We start from the raw sequence: 18691 nt of genomic DNA, 5'->3' as shown, positions 1-18691 counted from the left end.
CGCGGACTGCGCCACCCGGACACGACGAAGGCGGCGGCCCCCCGGAGGGGGTCGCCGCCTTCTTCCTGCTCGCGCTCGCGCGGAACGCGGGCGGCTCAGTGGAAGGAGTCGCCGCAGGCGCAGGAGCCGGTCGCGTTCGGGTTGTCGATCGTGAAGCCCTGCTTCTCGATGGTGTCGACGAAGTCGATCGAGGCGCCGCCGAGGTAGGGGGCGCTCATGCGGTCGGTGACGACCTTGACGCCGCCGAAGTCCTTGACGACGTCGCCGTCGAGCGAGCGCTCGTCGAAGAAGAGCTGGTAGCGCAGGCCGGAGCAGCCGCCGGGCTGGACGGCCACGCGCAGCGCGAGGTCGTCACGGCCTTCCTGGTCCAGCAGGGCCTTGACCTTCGACGCGGCGGCGTCGGACAGGAGGATGCCCTCGCTCGCGGTGGTGGTCTCGTCCGATACGGACATCTGCTTCTCTCCCGGGTTGTACGGAGACTGATTGCCGACGTTCCAACCGGCACGGTCGGGGAGTTATTCCCGCGCGGCCGCTGACCGCGTTCCCTCATCGTCGCATACGCCACCGGGACGGGTCAGGGGCGGCGAAGGGGCACACATCACATCGGGCCGCACGGTGTCGTCAACCTGACGGTAAGCGGATATCATAAATAACGTCAATACGACGAAAAGGGGGGCGGCGTCCTGCGGACGGCGTCCCCGGAGCGGCCGCACCGCCGCCTGTCCAGAAGAAAGGGTGCGTGACGTGACCACGGCCCAGCCCCCCGTCGACCTCGATGTGCAGCCCACCCCGCTCGCCCTGCTGCTGCTCGGCCGCGAGGCCGACCCGCGCAGCGAGCGCGGAGTGGAGTGCCCGGGAGACCTCCCCGAACCCTCCGACCCGGACCTCGTGGCCCGTGCCCGCGCGGCCAAGGAGAAGCTGGGCGAGAAGGTGTTCGTCCTCGGCCACCACTACCAGCGGGACGAGGTCATCCAGTTCGCCGACGTCACCGGCGACTCCTTCAAGCTCGCCCGCGACGCCGCCGCGCGTCCCGAGGCCGAGTACATCGTCTTCTGCGGCGTGCACTTCATGGCCGAGTCGGCCGACATCCTCACCTCCGCGCGCCAGCGGGTGATCCTCCCCGACCTCGCCGCCGGCTGCTCCATGGCGGACATGGCGAGCGCCGAGCAGGTCGCCGAGTGCTGGGACGTCCTCACCGAGGCGGGCGTCGCCGGGCAGGTCGTCCCCGTCTCGTACATGAACTCCTCCGCCGACATCAAGGCGTTCACCGGGCGCCACGGCGGCACCATCTGCACCTCCTCGAACGCGAAGCGGGCCCTGGAGTGGGCCTTCGCGCAGGGCGAGAAGGTGCTCTTCCTCCCCGACCAGCACCTCGGGCGCAACACCGCCGTCCGCGACATGGGGATGTCGCTCGACGACTGCGTCGTCTACAACCCGCACAAGCCGAACGGCGGGCTCACCGTCGAGCAGCTGCGCGCCGCGAGGATGATCCTGTGGCGCGGGCACTGCTCGGTGCACGGGCGCTTCTCGCTCGACTCGGTCAGCGAGGTGCGGGAGCGGATTCCCGGCGTACGGGTGCTCGTCCACCCCGAGTGCAAGCACGAGGTCGTCTCCGCCGCCGACGAGGTGGGCTCGACGGAGTACATCATCAAGGCGCTCGACGCCGCCCCGGCCGGGTCGAAGTGGGCCATCGGGACCGAACTCAACCTCGTGCGGCGGCTCGCGAAGGCCCACCCGGACAAGGAGATCGTGTTCCTGGACCGGACCGTGTGCTTCTGCTCGACGATGAACCGGATCGACCTGCCGCACCTCGTGTGGACGCTGGAGTCGCTCGCGGAGGGGAAGGTCGTCAACCGGATCGAGGTCGACTCGGAGACGGAGACCTTCGCCAAGAAGGCGCTGGAGCGGATGCTGGCGCTGCCGTAGCGGTTTATGTGAGCCCGGAGCGGATGAAGTGCCGAGCCCCCTGCCACAAGGATCGTGGCAGGGGGCTCAGGTCGTTCTCGTACCGCTTCCTCAGACGTTCACCGTCTCCCTCGGGGTCGGGACCTCCGTGCCGTCCTCGCCCTTCCTCTTCGCCTTCTTCGCCGCCCTGCGTTCCTTGCGCAGTTCGACCATCGCGTAGAGGGTCGGGACGAGGAGGAGGGTCAGAAGGGTCGAGCTGATGAGGCCGCCGATGACGACCACCGCGAGGGGCTGTGAGATGAAGCCGCCCTCGCCGGTGATGCCGGTCGCCATCGGGATGAGGGCGAAGATCGTCGCGAGCGCCGTCATGAGGATCGGGCGCAGGCGGTGCCTGCCGCCCTCGGTGACCGCCTCGATGACTCCGTAACCGCGGTCGCGGTACTGGTTGATGAGGTCGATCAGGACGATCGCGTTGGTCACCACGATGCCGATGAGCATCAGCATGCCGATCATCGCGGGGACGCCCAGCGGGGTGCCCGTGACGAGGAGCAGGCCGAGCGCGCCGGTCGCCGCGAAGGGGATCGAGACGAGCAGGATCAGCGGCTGGATCAGCGAGCGGAAGGTGCCGACGAGGAGCAGGAAGACGATCGCCACGGCGGCGAGCATCGCGAGCGCCAGCTTGCCGAGCGAGTCGTTCTGGTCGGCCGTCACGCCGCCGATCTCGGTGGTGGCACCCTGCGGGAGCTTCAGCTCGTCGAGCTTCTTGGTCAGCGCGGTGCTGATCGAGCCGGTGTCGTCGCCGACCGGCTTGGCCGTGACGGTGGCGGCGCGGGCGCCGTCGATGCGCGTCATCGAGACCGGGCCGTCGACGAGCCTCACCGTCGCGAGGTCACCGAGCTTCGCACCGCCGACCGGCAGGGCCTTCAGCTCGGCCACGGTCGTCGCCGGGTGCGCGGAGCGGACCACGACATCGCGCTCGGTGTCGTCCAGCGTCGCCGTGGTGGTCTTGGTGCCGTTGACCTGCTCGGCGACGAGGGCGCCGAGGGCCGCCTGGCTGAGACCGGCATCGGCCGCCGCGGGCTTCGCGGTCACCGAGACGCGCGGCACCGAGGTGGCGAGGTCGTTCTCGACGGACTTGACGTCGTCGATCTTCTTGACGGCGTCGGTGACCTGCTGGGCCGCCTTCGCGAGCGAGTCGCGGTCGGGGGCCTTGACGACGACCGAGAGGTCCTGGTCGCCGAAGCCGCCGCCGGCGGAGACCTTCAGTTCCCCGGCCCCGTCGAGCTTCTTGAAGCCGCCTTCGAGCGCGTCCTGCACCTTGTCGGCGTCGTCCTCGCTCTTGAGCTTGATCTGGTACGAGGCGTGGTTGGAGTCGGTCGAGCCGCCGAAGGCCGCCATGAAGCCGGAGGAGCCGACGGTGACCTGGACGTCGCTGACCCCGTCGATGCCGTCGAGGAGCTTCTCGACCTTCTTCGCCGCCGCGTCGGTGCTCGCGAGGCTCGTGCCCGGCGGGAGCTCCTGCGTGGCGCTCAGCGAGTCTTGGCCGCTGTCGTCGAAGAAGTTCGTCTTGAGCTGTGTGGCCATGCCCAGTGTGACGACGAGGACGAAGACGGCGATGAGCAGCGAGGTGACCCTGCGCCGGGTCGCGAAGCCGATGACCGGCAGGTAGGCGCGCTGGAGGCGGCCCTGGGACTCCTTCTCCTCGGCGGCGCGGCGCGCGGCCTCGGCGTCCTCGGGGCTCGTGATGTTCTTCGGGCCGCGCAGGAACCAGTACGAGAGGACCGGGACCACGGTGAGCGAGACGAGCAGCGAGGCGAGCAGGGCCGTCGTGACGGTGAGCGAGAAGGAGCTGAACAGCTCGCCGACGATGCCGCCGACGAGACCGATCGGCAGGAACACGGCGACGGTGGTGAGCGTCGAGGCGGTGACCGCTCCGGCGACCTCCTTGACGGCGATGAGGATCGCTTCCTTGCGCTCCTCGCCGTAGCCGAGGTGCCGCTTGATGTTCTCCAGGACGACGATCGAGTCGTCCACGACGCGGCCGATCGCGATGGTCAGCGCGCCGAGGGTGAGCATGTTGAGCGAGAGGTCCCGCGTCCACAGCACGATGAGCGTGAGGAGGACGGAGAGCGGGATGGAGACCGCGGTGACGAGCGTCGAGCGGATCGAGGCGAGGAAGACCAGGATCACGACGACGGCGAAGCCGAGGCCGAGCGCGCCCTCGGTGGTGAGGCCGCTGATCGCCTTGGAGACGGGCGGGCCCTGGTCGACGACGATCTTGAGGTCGGCGCCCGTGCCGAGCGAGTCGCGCAGGTCGCCGAGCTTGTCCTTGACGGCGTTGGAGATGCCGACGGCGCTGCCGTCCTTGTCCATCGTCACCGCGACGGCGAGGCTCGGCTTGCCGTCGGTGCGGGTGATCGAGGTGGCGGTCGCCTCCTGCTGCTTCACGCTCGCGACGTCGCCGAGGCGGACCGGCTTGGGCGCCTCGCCCTGGGCGCCGCCCTGACCGGCCTGGCCGACGACGCGCAGGTCCTCGATCTGCTTCAGCGAGGTGAAGGGCGTGCCGACCTGCACGGTGCGGTTCTCGCCGCCCTCGTCGAAGGAACCGGCGGGCATCGTGACGCCACCGGCCTTGAGCGCGTCACCGAGCGCCTGGGCGCTCAGGCCCGCGCGGGCGAGCTTCGCGCTGTCGGGCGTGATGGTGACCTGGAGGTCGCGGACGCCGTCGATGGTGACCTGGGAGACCCCGTCGATCTCCTTCAGCTCGGGTACCACGGTGCGGTCGAGCTGGTCGGAGAGGGCCTGCTGGTCCTTGGGCGAGGTGGCGGCGAGGACGACGGTGGGGATGTCGTCGGTGGAGCCGGCCACGACCTGCGGGTCGACGTCGTCGGGGAGTTGGGCGCGGGCGCGGTTGACGGCCTGCTGGACGTCGGCGACGAGCTGCTTGGTGCCGCTGCCGAAGTCGAACTGCGCCATGACGACGGCGTTGCCCTCGCTGGCGGTCGACGTCGTCGTCGAGAGGCCGTCCACGGCGTCGAGCGACTTCTCCAGCGGCTCGACGACCTGCTTCTCGACCACGTCGGGCGAGGCACCCTGGTAGGGCGCGATGACCGACACCATCGGGAGTTCGATATTGGGCAGCAGTTGCTGCTTGAGCTGAGGTATCGCGATCGCTCCGAAGACGATCGCGACGATCGACATCAGCCCGATGAGGGCGCGTTGAGCGAGGCTGAATCTCGACAGCCAGGACATGTGTTCTCTCTCTGTGGCTACGCGGCAAGGGCGGGGCGCACGGTCCTGAACCGCCGGGTGCCGGGCGGGTCCCGGTGCGCTGGGGAAGACGGGGCGACCGTACCCCTCCACGATGCGGCATGCCGAAAGGCGGTTCGAGCGCTCCCAGGACCATTTCGTACGGGCGCTCTACTGCGGTCGGAGTAGGCGGGGGCCCGCGCCGGGTCAACCCCCGGGCTGAGCGGGCGGGTGGAGAAGACCGTATGAGCTCGGTTCAACCGGCGGCGACAAGAGGGGCTTTGACCCGTTCCGCGCGGTGGCCCGTCATTCCGTGCGCGGGCGGACGAGTCCCGTCTCGTAGGCGATGACGACGAGTTGGGCGCGGTCGCGCGCGCCGACCTTGGCCATGGCCCGGTTCACGTGGGTCTTGACGGTGAGCGGGCTGACTTCGAGGCGTTCGGCGATCTCGTCGTTGCTGAGCCCGGCGGCGACCTGGACGAGGACCTCGCGCTCGCGCCCGGTGAGCGCGGCCAGGCGCGCGCTGTCCACCCCGGCGGCGGGGCCGGTGCCGGGGGCCTGGGCGAGGAAGCGCGTGATGAGGCTCCTGGTCGCGGCCGGGGAGAGGAGCGCGTCGCCCGCGGCGGCGGTACGGATCGCGCCGAGCAGTTCGGCGGGTTCGGCGCCCTTGCCGAGGAAGCCGGCGGCCCCGGCGCGCAGCGACTGCACGACGTACTCGTCCACCTCGAAGGTCGTGAGCATCACGACGTGCACGGCGGCCAGCGCGGGGTCCGCGCTGATCTGCCGGGTCGCGGCGAGTCCGTCGGTGCCGGGCATGCGGATGTCCATGAGGACGACGTCGGGCAGGTGGCTCGCCGCGAGCCGGACGGCCTCCGCGCCGTCGGACGCCTCGCCGATCACCCGCATGTCGTCCTCGGAGTCGACGAGGACGCGGAAGGCGCTGCGCAGGAGCGCCTGGTCGTCGGCGAGCAGCACACGGATCGTCATCGGCGCTCCTGGTCCCGGGCCGCGGCCGGTCCGGGAGGGCTCTGTCCGGGGACGGCGACGGGTGCGGTGGGGTCGGGTGGTTCGAGGGGCAGTATCGCGTGGACGCGGAAGCCGCCGCCGAAGCGGGGGGCCGCCGTGAGCCGGCCGCCGAGCGCGGCGGCGCGCTCGCGCATCCCGAGCAGCCCGTGCCCGCCGTCGTCGGCGGGCCCCGCGGCCTCGGCGCCGCGCCCGTCGTCGAGCACCGTCACCTCGACCTGGCTGCCGACCCGTACGACGCTGATCTCGGCCTGCGCCCCGGCCCCCGCGTGCTTCTGCACATTGGTCAGCGCCTCCTGCACGACACGGTAGGCGGCGAGGTCCACGGCGGCGGGAAGGGGGCCGCCGGCGAGAGGCTCGGGGGTGACGAGGCGGACGGGCAGCCCGGCGTCGCGGAAGGTGCCGAGGAGGTCGTCGAGGCGTTCGAGCCCGGCGGTCGGCTCGGTGGGCGCGGTGGGGTCCCCGGACTGGCGGAGCAGGCCGACCGTGGCGCGCAGTTCGTCCAGCGCGGAGCGCGAGGCGCGGCGCACGTGGGCGAGGGCCTCCTTCGCCTGGTCGGGGCGGCGGTCCATGACGTGCGCGGCGACCCCGGCCTGCACGTTGACGAGGGCGATGTGGTGCGCGACGACGTCGTGGAGGTCGCGCGCGATGCGCAGGCGTTCCTCGGCGACGCGGCGCCTGGCCTCCTCCTCGCGGGTGCGCTCGGCGCGGTCGGCGCGCTCGCGCATCGCGGTGATGAAGGCGCGGCGGCTGCGCACCGCGTCGCCCACGGCGACGGCCATCCCGGTCCAGGCGAGCAGCCCGAAGTTCTCCTGCGCGTACCAGGGCAGCGGCCCGGTGAGCATCGCGACGCCGACGAGCACGGCGCTCGTGAGCAGCCCGATGCGCCAGGCGGTGGGCCGGTCGGTGTGCACGGCGAAGGTGTAGAGCGCGATGCCGCAGGCCACGACGACGGGTGCGCGCGGGTCCCCGGTGGCCAGTTCGACGGCCGTGCACAGCGCGGCGGCGAGGAGGACCCCGGCGGGGTACCTGCGGCGCAGCACGAGGGAGAGGGCGGCGAGGCTCATGAGGACGACGCTGAGGGTCTCGGGGGGCTGCTCGGCCCAGCGCGGGCCCTCGGGCTGGTGCGGGTTGCCGAAGCTGCCGACGATCATCCCGCAGAGCACGAAGAGGGCGAGCAGCGCGTCCGGCCCCGTGGGGTGCGCCTTGGCCCAGCGGCGGACGCCGTGCAGGGACGGGGGAAGGTGGTCGGCCATGGCGGTCCTTTGCTGGCTCCCCCGGGCTGGCGGTCGGGCGGTGCGGGTGTGCGGGGCGGGGTACGGGCGCGGACGGGCGACCGGCCCCCGCCGACCGCCCCTCCAGGCACGCGCCCACCGGCCCGTACCGACCGGCACATGCCCACCGGTCCGTACCGACCGGCCCGTACGGTCCCGGGAGTGGTCCTCCCCCGGTACCCGCGGGCCCGTGCCCCGGTACACGTACGCCTCGGGGCGCCTCCGTCCGTGTCGGCGGGGGCGCCCCGAGGAGGGTTCCGGCCCGGCTTCAGCCGGGGATGAGGCCCTCGTCGCCGCTGAGCAGGTCCCGTACCTCGTCGAGGCTCGCGTCGGGGGACGGGAGGATCAGCTCGGAGGGCTCCAGGGCGTCGTCGGGCAGCGGGCTGCCGAGCGAGCGCACCTTGTCCAGCAGGGCGTGCAGGGTCTTGCGGAAACCGGGGCCGTCGCCGTTCTCCATCTCGGCGAGCAGCTCCTCGTCGAGCGTGTTCAGCTCGGCGAGGTGGCTCTCGGCCAGTGCGAACTGGCCCTCCCCCATGATCCGGACGATCATGACCTCTCCTCGGGCGGCTCGTGGGGGGCGCCCGCTCGGCGCTCCCCCGGGCGGAAGCTCACTGCTTGTCGAAGCGCGGGTCCTGCCGGGTCTGCTGCCCCTGCTGCTCACCGGAGCCGGTGCCGGGCTCGATCGCCTGCTGCCCGGAGCTGCCGCCGGCCAGCTCGGCCTTCATCCGCTGGAGCTCCAGCTCGACGTCGCTGCCGCCGGAGAGGCGGTCCAGCTCGGCCTGGAGGTCGTCCTTGGCGAGCCCCGAGGGGTCGTCGAGCGCGCCCGAGGCGAGCAGTTCGTCGAGGGCGCCCGCGCGGGCCTGGAGCTGTGCGGTCTTGTCCTCGGCGCGCTGGATCGCGAGGCCGACGTCGCCCATCTCCTCGGAGATACCGGAGAACGCCTCCCCGATGCGGGTCTGCGCCTGCGCCGCCGTGTAGGTGGCCTTGATGGTCTCCTTCTTGGTGCGGAAGGCGTCCACCTTGGCCTGGAGGCGCTGCGCGGCGAGCGTGAGCTTCTCCTCCTCGCCCTGGAGCGTCTCGTGCTGCGTCTCCAGGTCGCTGACCTGCTGCTGGAGCGCGGCCCGGCGCGAGAGCGCCTCGCGGGCGAGGTCCTCGCGGCCCAGCGAGAGCGCCTTGCGGCCCTGCTCCTCCAGTTTGGCGGAGTCCTTGCGGAGCCCGTTGAGCTGGAGTTCGAGGCGCTTGCGCGAGGTCGCGACGTCCGCGACGCCCCTGCGCACCTTCTGGAGCAGCTCCAGCTGCTTCGTGTACGAATAGTCGAGGGTCTCGCCGGGGTCCTCCGCCTTGTCGAGGGCCTTGTTAGCCTTCGCGCGGAAGATCATCCCCATACGCTTCATCACACCGCTCATGGGCTTCGCGCGCCCCCTTCTGACGGCTTTCGGCTCTCTGCACTTCCAACAAGACCCACAGTACGGGCCCTGGGTCTATTACCGCACTGTCCGAGCGGCTTTCCGCTCCTCCCCAAGAACGACTGGCGCCCCGTGGCCCTCAGGCGTGAGGAGTAGCCGCGCCGCTCCCGTCCGGCTTCCCGCCCGGTTCCCCTCCGCCTCGGCGCCCCGCTCCCGGTGGCCGGAATTCCCCGGTAAATCCCCGCTGTGCCCGCTTATGCGGACGCTCGGCGTTGCGGGATCGTTCCCCGTGCGGCCCCCGCCCATGCGCCGCTACCCCTTACCCTTGGGTTTTGTGTTCCGTAGCCGTACGAAGGATGAGAAGGCACCCGCCTCCGCGCCGGTGACCGACTCCAAGCCGACCAGAGACCCGCAGGCGCCCAAGGGCCGCCCCACGCCGAAGCGGAGCGAGGCCCAGGGCCCGCGCCGCGGCGTGACCACGACGCCGTTGTCGCGCAAGGACGCCGCCAAGCGGCAGCGCGAGACGCGGCGGGTCGCGCTCCAGAAGCAGCGGGAGGCGATGGACAGCGGCGACGAGCGCTTCCTGCCCGCCCGTGACAAGGGCCGGGTGCGCAAGTTCGCGCGCGACTACGTGGACTCGCGCCGCGTCGTCGCCGAGTGGTTCCTGCCCGCGGCCGTCGTGATCCTCGTCTTCAGCATGGTCCGCGTCGGCGCGCTCCAGAGCGTCGCGCTGCTCTGCTGGCTGCTGCTGATCGTCCTGATCGTCGCGGACTCGTTGCGCCTGGCCTTCGGCCTGCGCAAGGAGCTGAACACGCGCTTCCCGGACGACCGCCACAAGGGCGCGGTCGCCTACGCGCTCATGCGCACCCTCCAGATGCGGCGGCTGCGGCTGCCCAAGCCCCAGGTGAAGCGCGGGGAGAGGCCCTGAGTACAGCCCCTTCCGGATACTCCGAACACTTCGACGGTTTCGACGGTTTCGCGGGTCAGGGGCGTACGGGCTTCGCCGGGCAGGGGCACCCGCATCTCCCGGCACGGGGACGTACGGACGGTGAGACGCGGGCGGCGGGTGGTGACACTCCGCCGCCCCTCCCGCAGGTGGGCGGCGTCCCCGGACAGCGCGGCGCCTCCCGCGAGACCTCACCCACCGAGCTGTGGCTGCGCACACTCGGCGGCGTGCCGGGCGCGGTGCGCCAGGTCCTCGTCGCCCGCCAGCTCGACGAGCGCCTCGCCGCCGCCTTCCCCGCCGGGCGCCGGCTGCGGGTCCTCGACGTCGGTACGGGGCGGGGCACCCAGGCGTTGCGCCTGGCGCGCGCGGGGCACGAGGTCACGGGCATGGAGTCCGACCCCGGGACGCTGGCGGCGGTCCGCGCGGTCCTCGCCGCCGAGGCACCGCAGGTACGGGAACGCGTGCGGCTCCTGGAGGCCGAGAGCACCAGGACCGGAGCACACTTCACCCCGGGCAGTTTCGACGTCGTCCTGTGCCACGGCGTCCTCATGCACGTCGAGGAGCCCGACGCGGTCCTCGCGGGCCTCGCGCGGGTCCTCGCGGCCGGCGGACTGCTCTCGCTGCTCGTACGGAACGCGGACGCGCTGGCCCTGCGCCCTGGTCTCGAAGGCGACTGGGACACGGCGCTCGCCGCCTTCGACTCGCCCCTCACGCGTGACAGCGGGGGCCGTACGGTACGCGCCGACCGGCTCGGCCGCCTCACGCAGACCCTCGGCTCGATCGGCGCGCCGCTCTCCGCCTGGTACGGCGTCCGCGTCTTCACGGACCGCTACCCGGCGCACGCGGCCCCGCCCCGCGCCGAGGAGTTCGACCGCATCCTCGACGCCGAGGACCGGGCGGGCCGCACCGACCCCTACCGCCGCGTCGCCGCGCTGCTGCATCTGTGCGGGGTGCGGGGCTGAGCGGCCGCGCGCCGCCCGTACGAAACCGCCCGCTTCCGCATAATCCGGGCCATGAACTCCCTCGCCGCCCGGCCCCGCGTCCTGCTCGCCGCCCTCTGCGCCACCGCCCTGCTCACCGGCTGCTCGGCAAAGGCCCAGGCACCCCGCGAGAAGACCGCGGGAGCCCAGCGGGCCGGGCTGCCGCGCGCGTCGAGCGAGTTGCAGAGCGACTACGAGAAGGTCATCGAGGACGTCCTGCCCTCGGTCGTGCAGATCACCGCCGGTGACTCGCTCGGCTCGGGGATCGTCTACGACGACAAGGGCCACGTCGTCACGAACGCGCACGTCGTCGGCGAGGAGAAGTCCTTCAAGGTCACGACGGCGACGGGCGAGCAGGAGCTGAGCGCGGACCTCGTGAGCAGCTATCCGCAGCAGGACCTCGCCGTGATCAGGCTGAGCAATCCGCCCAAGGGCCTCAAGGCGGCCTCCTTCGGCGACTCGACGAAGGCGAGCGTCGGGCAGATCGTCCTCGCGATGGGCTCCCCGCTCGGCCTCTCCTCCTCCGTGACGCAGGGCATCGTCTCGGCGACGGGCCGCACGGTGACGGAGGGACGCTCGGGCGGCGGTACGGGCGCGACGATCGCGAACATGGTGCAGACCTCGGCGGCGATCAACCCGGGCAACAGCGGCGGCGCGCTCGTGGACCTCGACGGGAAGGTCATCGGCATCCCGACGCTCGCGGCGACGGACCCCGGCCTCGGCGACAGCGCCGCCGCGGGCATCGGATTCGCCATCCCGGCGGCGACGGTCCGCTCGATCGCGGGCCAGATCGTGAAGAACGGCAAGGTCACGGACTCGGGCCGGGCGGCGCTCGGCATCACGGGCCGCACCGTCCTCGGCCGCGACCTCGAACCGGCGGGCGTCGCGATCGTCAGCGTCAGCGACAACGGCCCGGCCGACAAGGCGGGCCTGCGCGCGGGCGACATCCTCACCCGCCTCGGCGAGCAGAACCTCACCACGATCGAGTCGCTGACCTCCCTCCTGGCCGCCGAACGCCCCGGCGAGCGGGTGGAGTTGACGTACACGCGGAACGGGGACGAGAAGACGGCGCGGGTGACGCTGGGCGAGATGTAGGCGGGTCCCGGAGAGGCGGGGGGCGGGGCGGGGGGGGGCGGGGGGGGGGGCCCCCCCCCCCCCCCCCCCCCCCCCCCACGCCCGCCCCCCCCCCCCCCCCCCCCCCCCCCCCCCCCCCCCCCCCCCCCCCCGGGCGGGGGGGCGGGGGGGGGGGCTGGGGGGGGGCCCGGGCGGGGGGGGGGGGGGGGGGGGGGTCGGGGGGGGGGGCGCCCCCGCCCCCGTACCGCCGCCCCCTTCAGGCGCTCAGCCGAGGCCGCCGATGCCGAGGCCCTGCCCCGGTTCGGCCGGCTGCGGGTCCCCAGGGACCGCCGTCTCCTCGTCCGCCGTCAGGGCGGGCTCGGAGACGTCGGTCGCGGCGGCCTCGCTCAGGCTCAGGGGGCCGTAGACGATTCCGTCCTCCTCCAGGAGGTGGACCCGGTCGGTGCCGCCGGCGAGCAGGGCGCGCCACTGCTCCCCCAGCCACGACTCGGCGTCCCCCTGCGTCGTGAACTCCTCGGGCTGTACGGCGGGCTGGATCTCCGCCCCGTCACCGTTCTCGAACCGCCACGTCCATGCCGCCATTGAAAGCCTCCATGATCCGGGTCCTCCCCGAAGCCTAGCCGGACGGGCGGCCGGTGGAAGGGCAGGCGAAAATCAGCACCGTGGATGTGACTCTGCTCGGCACCGGCGCCCCCGCCGGACTGCCCAGGACCGACTGCCCCTGCGCCCGCTGCGCCCGCGCCCTCGACGCGGGGGCGCGCGCGGCGACCGCGCTGCTCGTCGACGGGACGCTGCTCTTCGACCTGACCCCGGGCGCCGCCTTCGCCGCCGCCCGTGCGGGCCACGCGCTGAGCGGGGTGCGGCAGGTGCTCCTCAGCCATCCGCACGAGGGCCCGCCCGTCGAGGTGCCCCCGGGACTGCCGCAGCCGGCCCGCGTCCCCGACGGCCGCGAGCTGGCTCTGATGAGCGGTCACCGGGTGCGCGCCCTGACCCTGGACGCCCCGGGGACCGGCTACGCGGTGACGGGCCCGGAGGGCGAGCGGCTGCTCTACCTGCCGCCCGCCGCCGGGGTCGCGGGCGTCCGCGGCACCGCCGAGCCGTACGACACCGTCGTCATGGACGTGACGGGCCGCCCCGACGCCGTGGCGCGACTGCGCCGCGCGGGTGCCGTCGGCGAGGACACGGTCCTCCTCGCCGTCCACCTCGACCACGACGTCCCCCAGGGCGTCGAGCTGGAGCGCCGCCTCGCCGCCGCCGGGGCCCGCGCGGTGCCGGACGGCACGTCCGTACGGACCCCTCCGGTGCCCGGCACGGGCGTACGGGAGCTCTCGCGCGACGAGCGCCCGTACCGCGCCCCGCGCGTCCCGCGCCGCGCGCTCGTGCTCGGCGGCGCCCGCTCGGGCAAGTCCGTCGAGGCGGAGCGCCGCCTGGAGACGTACCCGGACGTGCTGTACGTGGCGACGGGCGGCACGCGCGCGGGCGACCCCGAGTGGGCCGAACGGGTCGGCGCGCACCGCGAGCGGCGCCCGGCGAGCTGGCGGACCGCCGAGACCTGCGACCTCGTGCCGCTCCTCGCCGAGGAGGGCCCCCCGCTGCTCGTCGACTGCCTCTCGCTGTGGCTCACGGACGCGATGGACGAGGTCGACGCGTGGGACGACACGGCGTGGGCGGGCGGGGGGCGGAGCGCGCTGCGCAAGCGGGTGGCCGAGCTGGTCGAGGCGGTGCGGTGCGCGCGGCGGCGGGTGGTGCTGGTCTCCAACGAGGTGGGGGCGGGGGTCGTGCCCGCGACCGCTTCGGGGCGGCGGTACCGGGATGAGCTGGGGCGGGTGAACGCGGGGGTTTCCGGGGAGTGCGAGGAGGTGGTGCTCGTGGTCGCGGGGCGAGTGATCCCGCTGCCGGGGTGAGTTCCCGGGGCTCCGCCCCGGACCGCGCTCCGCAAACGCCGGAGGGGCTGAATGGATGTACCGTCTTGCGAATGAGCGCCCTTGATCTTGACGACTTCTCCGATCTCATCGAGCGGCCGGACGGCAAGGTACGTCGGGCCGCTGAGGAACGACGGACGCGGTTGAGCGTCTCCTCCGGCGCTCTCGGGCGGCTCGACGTGCTCGGGGAGTGGTTGTCCGCCGCGCAGTCGGCTGTGCCCGTGGCGCCCGTGCGGCGGCCCCGCGTCGTGTTGTTCGCCGGGGATCACGGAGTCGCCGAGGCGGGGGTGTCGCGGCGGCCGGCCGGTGGGGCCGCCGCGCTCGTACGGGCCGTGCTCGAGGGGACCGCGCCGGTCGCGGTGCTCGCGCGGGCGCAGGACGTGCCCGTCCGGGTCGTGGATCTCTCGCTCGACTGCGATCCCGCCGAGCTGCCCGCCGAGGTGACGCGGCACCGGGTGCGGCGCTCCTCGGGGCGGATCGACCGCGAGGACGCGCTCACGATCGAGGAGGCCGAGGCGGCCGTACGGGCCGGGATGGCCGTCGCCGACGAGGAGGCCGACGCGGGCACGGACCTCGTGGTGCTCGGGGACGTGAGCGTGGGCGGCACGACGGCGGCGGGCACGCTCGTGGCGGCGCTGTGCGGGGTCGACGCCTCGGTCGTCACGGGGCGCGGCGGCGAGCCGGTCGACGACCTCACGTGGATGCGCAAGTGCGCGGCGATCAGGGACGCGCTGCGCCGGGCCCGCCCGGTGCTCGGGGACCAGCTCGCGCTCCTCGCGGCCGTGGGCGGCGCGGACCTCGCGGCGACGACGGGCTTCCTGCTCCAGTGCGCGGTGCGCCGTACCCCGGTGATCCTCGACGGCGTCGTCTCGGCCGCGTGCGCGCTCGTCGCGCAGCGGGCCGCGTTCCGCGCACCGGACTGGTGGCTCGCGGGGCACACGAGCGGGGAGCCCGCGCAGGCCAAGGCCCTCGACCGGATGGCCCTGGAACCGCTGCTCGACCAGGGGGTGCGGCTCGGTGAGGGGCTCGGGGCGCTGCTCGCGCTGCCGCTGGTGCGCGCCGCCGCCTCGCTGACGGGCGAACTCCCGGAGCGCGCGGAGACCGCGGCCGGCTGAGCCCCGCGCTCACGGGCCCGTCGGCGGCACGTCCGCGTCGGGGGCGCCGCCCACGAGGTCCTGGAAGCGGCGGGCCCAGCGGAACCAGGTGCGGTCCGCGTGGTAGGCGCGCAGGAGGGCGCGGGCGCGGCGGCGGGGGCGGTCGGCGTAGCGGCGGCGGGCCCAGGGGGAGGCGGGGCGGGCGAGGCGGATCGCGCCGATGAGCGCGACGAAGGGCACGAAGACGCCGATCAGGCCCGTACGGATCTTGCCCTTGGCGAGGCAGACGACGACGAAGCACAGGTCGAAGAGGATCGTCCCGATCGCCGTGGCGCGTCCGGCTGCCTCGCCCTGCGAGACCTGGTCGACGCCGATCGGTACGGCTCCGGCGACGACGAGCCCGCCGAGCGCGGTGGTGAGGACGACGACCTCGACGCTCTGCCTGCCCTGCTCGCTCCAGTAGACGTCGGCGAGGTGGAGGATCAGGGCGAACTCGTCGAGGACGAGGCCCGTGCCGATGCCGAAGACGACGGCGCAGATCCCGGCGGCGATGCCGTGTTTGCCGCTGCCGACGGCGCCGAAGCCGCCGACGACGGCGAGGATGATCCCGGGCACGCAGTGGTGGACGTGCACGCCGCCCGGGGTGATGTTGCGGAAGGGACCGCGTCCGGCGCGGATGAGGCGCGTGATGGTGCGTGTGACGAGGAAGGTCAGCACGAAGGCGAGCAGGGCGAGCAGGAGGGGCAGTTTGCCCGGCTCGACGAAGTTGCGGTCCAGCCAGTGCCCCATGTGCGCCTCCCGTCGTGCCGCCGTGTGCCCCTTGTCTATCCCCCGCCCGTCTCTTCCCGGGCCCCGTACCTGCGAAAATCCCCCCATGGACGGCATACGTTTCGCTTTCGGCACCCTCACCGTGCTGCCGGTACGGGTGCGGCGCTGGGATCGCGGCGCCGCGCGCGCGGGCATGTTGTGGGCGCCGCTCGCCGGGCTCGTGGTGGGGCTCTGCGCGGCGGCGCTCGGCGGGGTGCTGAGCGCGCTCGGCGCGGGCGCGCTCCTCGCGGCGGTCGCGAGCGTGGCCGTACCGGCGGCGCTGACGCGCGGGCTGCACCTGGACGGGCTCGCGGACACGGCGGACGGGCTCGGGAGCGGGAAACCGTCCGCCGACGCGCTCGCGATCATGAAGCGCTCGGACATCGGGCCCTTCGGGGTCGTGACGCTGCTGCTCGTACTCCTCGCGCAGGTCGCGGTCCTGGACCGGCTGTACGGGCTCGGGTGGGCCGAGGGCGCGGTCGGGACGGCGGTCGCCGGGGTGACGGGGCGGCTCGCGATGACGCTCGCGGCGCGGCGCGGGGTCCCGGCGGCGCGCCCCGAGGGGCTCGGCGCGGCGGTCGCGGGGACGGTGCCGCCCGGGGAGGCGTACGGGGTCGGGGCCCTGTGCCTGCTCGCGTGCGCGGCGGCCGGGCTCGGCGAGGGCCCCGGCGCGGTGGTGCGGCTCGGTGCGGCGGTGCTCGCGGGCGCGGCGGGCGCGGCGCTGCTCCTTCGGCACTGTGTGCGGCGCTTCGGGGGCGTGACGGGGGACGTCTTCGGCGGCGTCGAGGAGGCGGCGACGACGGTGGCGCTGGTGGTCCTGGCGCTGGGGCGGTGAGCGGGGTGCCGGAGGGGCGAGCGGAGGCGGTGAGCGGGGTGCCGGAGGGGGTGCCGAGTGGGGGCTGTGGTGCGGGACTTGACGGGGTGTGGGGGGTCGGCGTCCCGTACCGCCCCGCCGCGCTCCGCACTCCGTAGGCCCCGCCGCCATGGGCGAGAGCCGTCACGGAGCGTAGGCTCTGCCCCGGCGCCGGTCCCATCGGACCCCGCGCGCCGGGCCGTCACCCCTGCACGAGCACGCAGGCGCCTTCGCGCATCCGAGGCCCCGAGACACGAGAGAGAGATTTCACCACCGTGACTGCTCTGACACTCAGCACCGCCGCCGTTCCCGGCCTGCGGGCCGACGCGATCGTCGTCGGTGTGGTCAAGGACGACGAGGGGCCGCGACTCGCCCCCGGCGCCGAGGCCGTCGACAAGGGCTACGACGGGAAGCTCGCCGACGTCCTGGAGACGCTGGGCGCCACCGGTGCGCCCGGTGAGCTGACCCGCCTCGCCGCGCCGAGCGGCTTCAAGGCCCCGCTCGTGATCGCCGTGGGCCTCGGCGCCGAGGAGGACGAGGGCGGTTTCGGCACGGAGACCCTGCGCCGCGCCGCCGGCGTCGTCGCCCGCTCCCTGGCCGGCAAGGCCAAGGCCGTCTACGCGCTGCCCGTCGGCGAGGCGGCCGACGTCGCCGCGATCGGCGAGGGCGCGCTGCTCGGCGCGTACTCCTTCACCACGTACAAGGACGACGAGGGCGTCAAGGCGCCGCTCGCCGAGGTGGTCCTCGTCGGCGCGAAGCCGCGCGACAAGGGGCACAAGGCCGCCGCCGAGCGCGCGCAGGTCCTCACCGAGGAGCTGAACCGCGCCCGCGACCTCGTCAACACCCCCGCGAACGACCTCTACCCGGAGTCCTTCGCCGCGCTCGTCCAGGGCCTCGCCAAGGACTACGGCGTCAAGGTCACCGTGCTCGACGAGAAGGCGCTCACCAAGGGCGGCTTCGGCGGCATCATGGGCGTCGGCCAGGGCTCGCAGCGTCCGCCGCGGCTGGTCAAGGTCGAGTACAAGGGCGCGCGCGCCAAGGCCTCGCTCGCGTTCGTCGGCAAGGGCATCACGTACGACTCGGGCGGTATCTCGCTCAAGCCGGCCGGGCACAACGAGACGATGAAGTGCGACATGGGCGGCGCCGCCGCGGTGCTCGCCTCCGTCCTCACCGCCGCGAAGCTCAAGCTCCCCGCGCACGTCACCGGCTGGCTCGCGCTCGCCGAGAACATGCCGTCCGGTTCGGCGACGCGCCCGGGCGACGTGCTGCGCATGTACGGCGGCAAGACCGTCGAGGTGCTCAACACGGACGCCGAGGGCCGCCTCGTGATGGCGGACGCGATCGCGAAGGCGAGCGAGGACGCTCCCGACGTGATCGTGGACGTCGCGACGCTGACCGGCGCGATGATGGTCGCGCTGGGCAACGAGATGTTCGGTGTCATGGCGAACGACGACGACTTCCGCGCGACGCTGCACGAGCTGTCGGAGTCGGCGGGCGAGCCGTCCTGGGAGATGCCGCTGCCGAAGTCGCTCCTCAAGGGCCTCGACTCGTCCGTCGCCGACCTCGCCAACGTGGGCGGCCGCATGGGCGGCGGGCTGACCGCCGGGCTCTTCCTCCAGGAGTTCGTGGGCGAGGGCATCCGCTGGGCCCACCTCGACATCGCGGGTCCCGCCTTCAACGAGGGCGCCCCGTACGGCTACACCCCGAAGGGCGGCACGGGCAGCGCGGTGCGCACCCTGGTGCGGCTCATCGAGGCGGCCGGTGAGGGCGAGCTGGGCTGAGGCCCCGCACCCGTACGACGGTGAGACGGCCGGTGTCCCCCACGGGGGCACCGGCCGTTCCCGTACGCGCGCCCGCCTCCGGCCGTCTCCGCCCGCCTCCGCCCGCCTCCGCCCGCCTCCGCCCGCCAAGAGCGGGCAAAGAGCTCCAGGGAATGACAAAGCGGTCTATTTCGTTGACGCGGGCGACGAAGTGGGACCGCTGTCCCGCGTGTCGCTCGTCTCACACCCCGGGGGCGCGTCCTTTCGCCCCCGGGCAGGTGCGAAGATGGGTGATTGGCAGGACAGGGCCCCACCCGAGGGCCGAAGTAACGAGCGGCCGACGACCGCCGCCGACCGGTCACTCGCGACCGGAGCACGGCGCACATGCATGGAGGACG

The 18691-nt window shown here is 73.6% G+C and carries 16 protein-coding genes; 8 read left to right on the top strand and 8 right to left on the bottom strand.

Annotated features, from left to right (window positions below):
• Positions 1–95 precede the first annotated feature (95 nt).
• On the bottom strand, positions 96–452 hold the full coding sequence (locus tag ACIP4O_RS09410; protein WP_164291724.1) for an iron-sulfur cluster assembly accessory protein: 357 nt from the start codon (positions 450–452) through the stop codon (positions 96–98).
• Between the two features lie 292 nt (positions 453–744).
• Between ACIP4O_RS09410 and nadA the strand changes: the two genes are divergently transcribed.
• The gene (nadA, locus tag ACIP4O_RS09405) at positions 745–1926 is read left to right on the top strand and encodes a quinolinate synthase NadA (protein ID WP_401573243.1); all 1182 of its coding nucleotides are present in this window, start codon (positions 745–747) and stop codon (positions 1924–1926) included.
• Positions 1927–2016: 90 nt separating this feature from the next.
• Here the strand turns inward: nadA and ACIP4O_RS09400 are convergent, their stop codons facing one another.
• The 5 genes from ACIP4O_RS09400 to ACIP4O_RS09380 all read right to left on the bottom strand — a co-directional run bounded on the left by ACIP4O_RS09400 (position 2017) and on the right by ACIP4O_RS09380 (position 8857).
• Positions 2017–5157: an efflux RND transporter permease subunit gene (locus ACIP4O_RS09400; RefSeq protein WP_401573241.1), complete on the bottom strand. Its 3141-nt coding sequence runs from the start codon at positions 5155–5157 to the stop codon at positions 2017–2019.
• A gap of 303 nt (positions 5158–5460) precedes the next feature.
• Entirely contained in the window at positions 5461–6141 is a 681-nt protein-coding gene (locus tag ACIP4O_RS09395; protein ID WP_401573239.1) for a response regulator, read from the bottom strand.
• A complete protein-coding gene (locus ACIP4O_RS09390) occupies positions 6138–7433 on the bottom strand; it encodes a sensor histidine kinase (RefSeq protein ID WP_401573237.1) in 1296 nt (431 codons plus the stop codon). Before ACIP4O_RS09390 ends, ACIP4O_RS09395 begins: the two co-directional genes overlap by 4 nt.
• A 286-nt stretch (positions 7434–7719) precedes the next feature.
• A complete protein-coding gene (locus ACIP4O_RS09385; protein WP_007828100.1) occupies positions 7720–8001 on the bottom strand; it encodes a hypothetical protein in 282 nt (93 codons plus the stop codon).
• A 58-nt stretch (positions 8002–8059) separates the two neighbouring features.
• Complete coding sequence (locus tag ACIP4O_RS09380) at positions 8060–8857, bottom strand: PspA/IM30 family protein (protein ID WP_401573235.1); 798 nt, start codon at positions 8855–8857, stop codon at positions 8060–8062.
• 304 nt (positions 8858–9161) lie between these two features.
• Here ACIP4O_RS09380 and ACIP4O_RS09375 point away from each other — a divergent pair, with 304 nt between their 5' ends.
• The 3 genes from ACIP4O_RS09375 (at position 9162) to ACIP4O_RS09365 (ending at position 11878) form a co-directional block, all read left to right on the top strand.
• Complete coding sequence (locus ACIP4O_RS09375; RefSeq protein WP_361330100.1) at positions 9162–9785, top strand: DUF3043 domain-containing protein; 624 nt, start codon at positions 9162–9164, stop codon at positions 9783–9785.
• Positions 9786–9952: 167 nt separating this feature from the next.
• A complete protein-coding gene (locus tag ACIP4O_RS09370) occupies positions 9953–10765 on the top strand; it encodes a class I SAM-dependent methyltransferase (protein WP_401573233.1) in 813 nt (270 codons plus the stop codon).
• Between the two features lie 51 nt (positions 10766–10816).
• Positions 10817–11878 carry a S1C family serine protease gene (locus ACIP4O_RS09365; protein ID WP_401573231.1) on the top strand — a complete coding sequence of 354 codons (1062 nt, stop codon included), beginning with the start codon at positions 10817–10819 and terminating at the stop codon, positions 11876–11878.
• A 243-nt stretch (positions 11879–12121) separates the two neighbouring features.
• On the opposite strand, the gene ACIP4O_RS09360 is transcribed toward ACIP4O_RS09365, so the two are convergent.
• Positions 12122–12439 (bottom strand): hypothetical protein, encoded by a 318-nt coding sequence (locus ACIP4O_RS09360; protein WP_361329746.1) that lies wholly within the window; start codon positions 12437–12439, stop codon positions 12122–12124.
• Positions 12440–12519: 80 nt separating this feature from the next.
• Here ACIP4O_RS09360 and ACIP4O_RS09355 point away from each other — a divergent pair, with 80 nt between their 5' ends.
• Together ACIP4O_RS09355 and cobT are read left to right on the top strand one after the other, a co-directional pair.
• Complete coding sequence (locus ACIP4O_RS09355) at positions 12520–13761, top strand: bifunctional adenosylcobinamide kinase/adenosylcobinamide-phosphate guanylyltransferase (RefSeq protein WP_401573229.1); 1242 nt, start codon at positions 12520–12522, stop codon at positions 13759–13761.
• Positions 13762–13832: 71 nt separating this feature from the next.
• A complete protein-coding gene (gene cobT / locus ACIP4O_RS09350) occupies positions 13833–14894 on the top strand; it encodes a nicotinate-nucleotide--dimethylbenzimidazole phosphoribosyltransferase (RefSeq protein ID WP_401573227.1) in 1062 nt (353 codons plus the stop codon).
• A gap of 9 nt (positions 14895–14903) precedes the next feature.
• Here cobT and ACIP4O_RS09345 read toward each other — a convergent pair whose 3' ends face one another.
• Positions 14904–15662 carry a hypothetical protein gene (locus ACIP4O_RS09345; protein ID WP_401573225.1) on the bottom strand — a complete coding sequence of 253 codons (759 nt, stop codon included), beginning with the start codon at positions 15660–15662 and terminating at the stop codon, positions 14904–14906.
• An 85-nt stretch (positions 15663–15747) separates the two neighbouring features.
• On the opposite strand from ACIP4O_RS09345, the gene ACIP4O_RS09340 reads away from it, so the two are divergent.
• Complete coding sequence (locus ACIP4O_RS09340) at positions 15748–16515, top strand: adenosylcobinamide-GDP ribazoletransferase (RefSeq protein ID WP_401573223.1); 768 nt, start codon at positions 15748–15750, stop codon at positions 16513–16515.
• Positions 16516–16808: 293 nt separating this feature from the next.
• A complete protein-coding gene (locus ACIP4O_RS09335) occupies positions 16809–18314 on the top strand; it encodes a leucyl aminopeptidase (protein WP_401573221.1) in 1506 nt (501 codons plus the stop codon).
• Positions 18315–18691: the final 377 nt, after the last annotated feature.

The organism is Streptomyces sp. NPDC088923, assembly GCF_044749745.1.
Lineage (GTDB): Bacteria > Actinomycetota > Actinomycetes > Streptomycetales > Streptomycetaceae > Streptomyces.
Note: the sequence above shows the minus strand (reverse complement) of the source record. Positions and strands in the feature narration are given on the sequence as shown.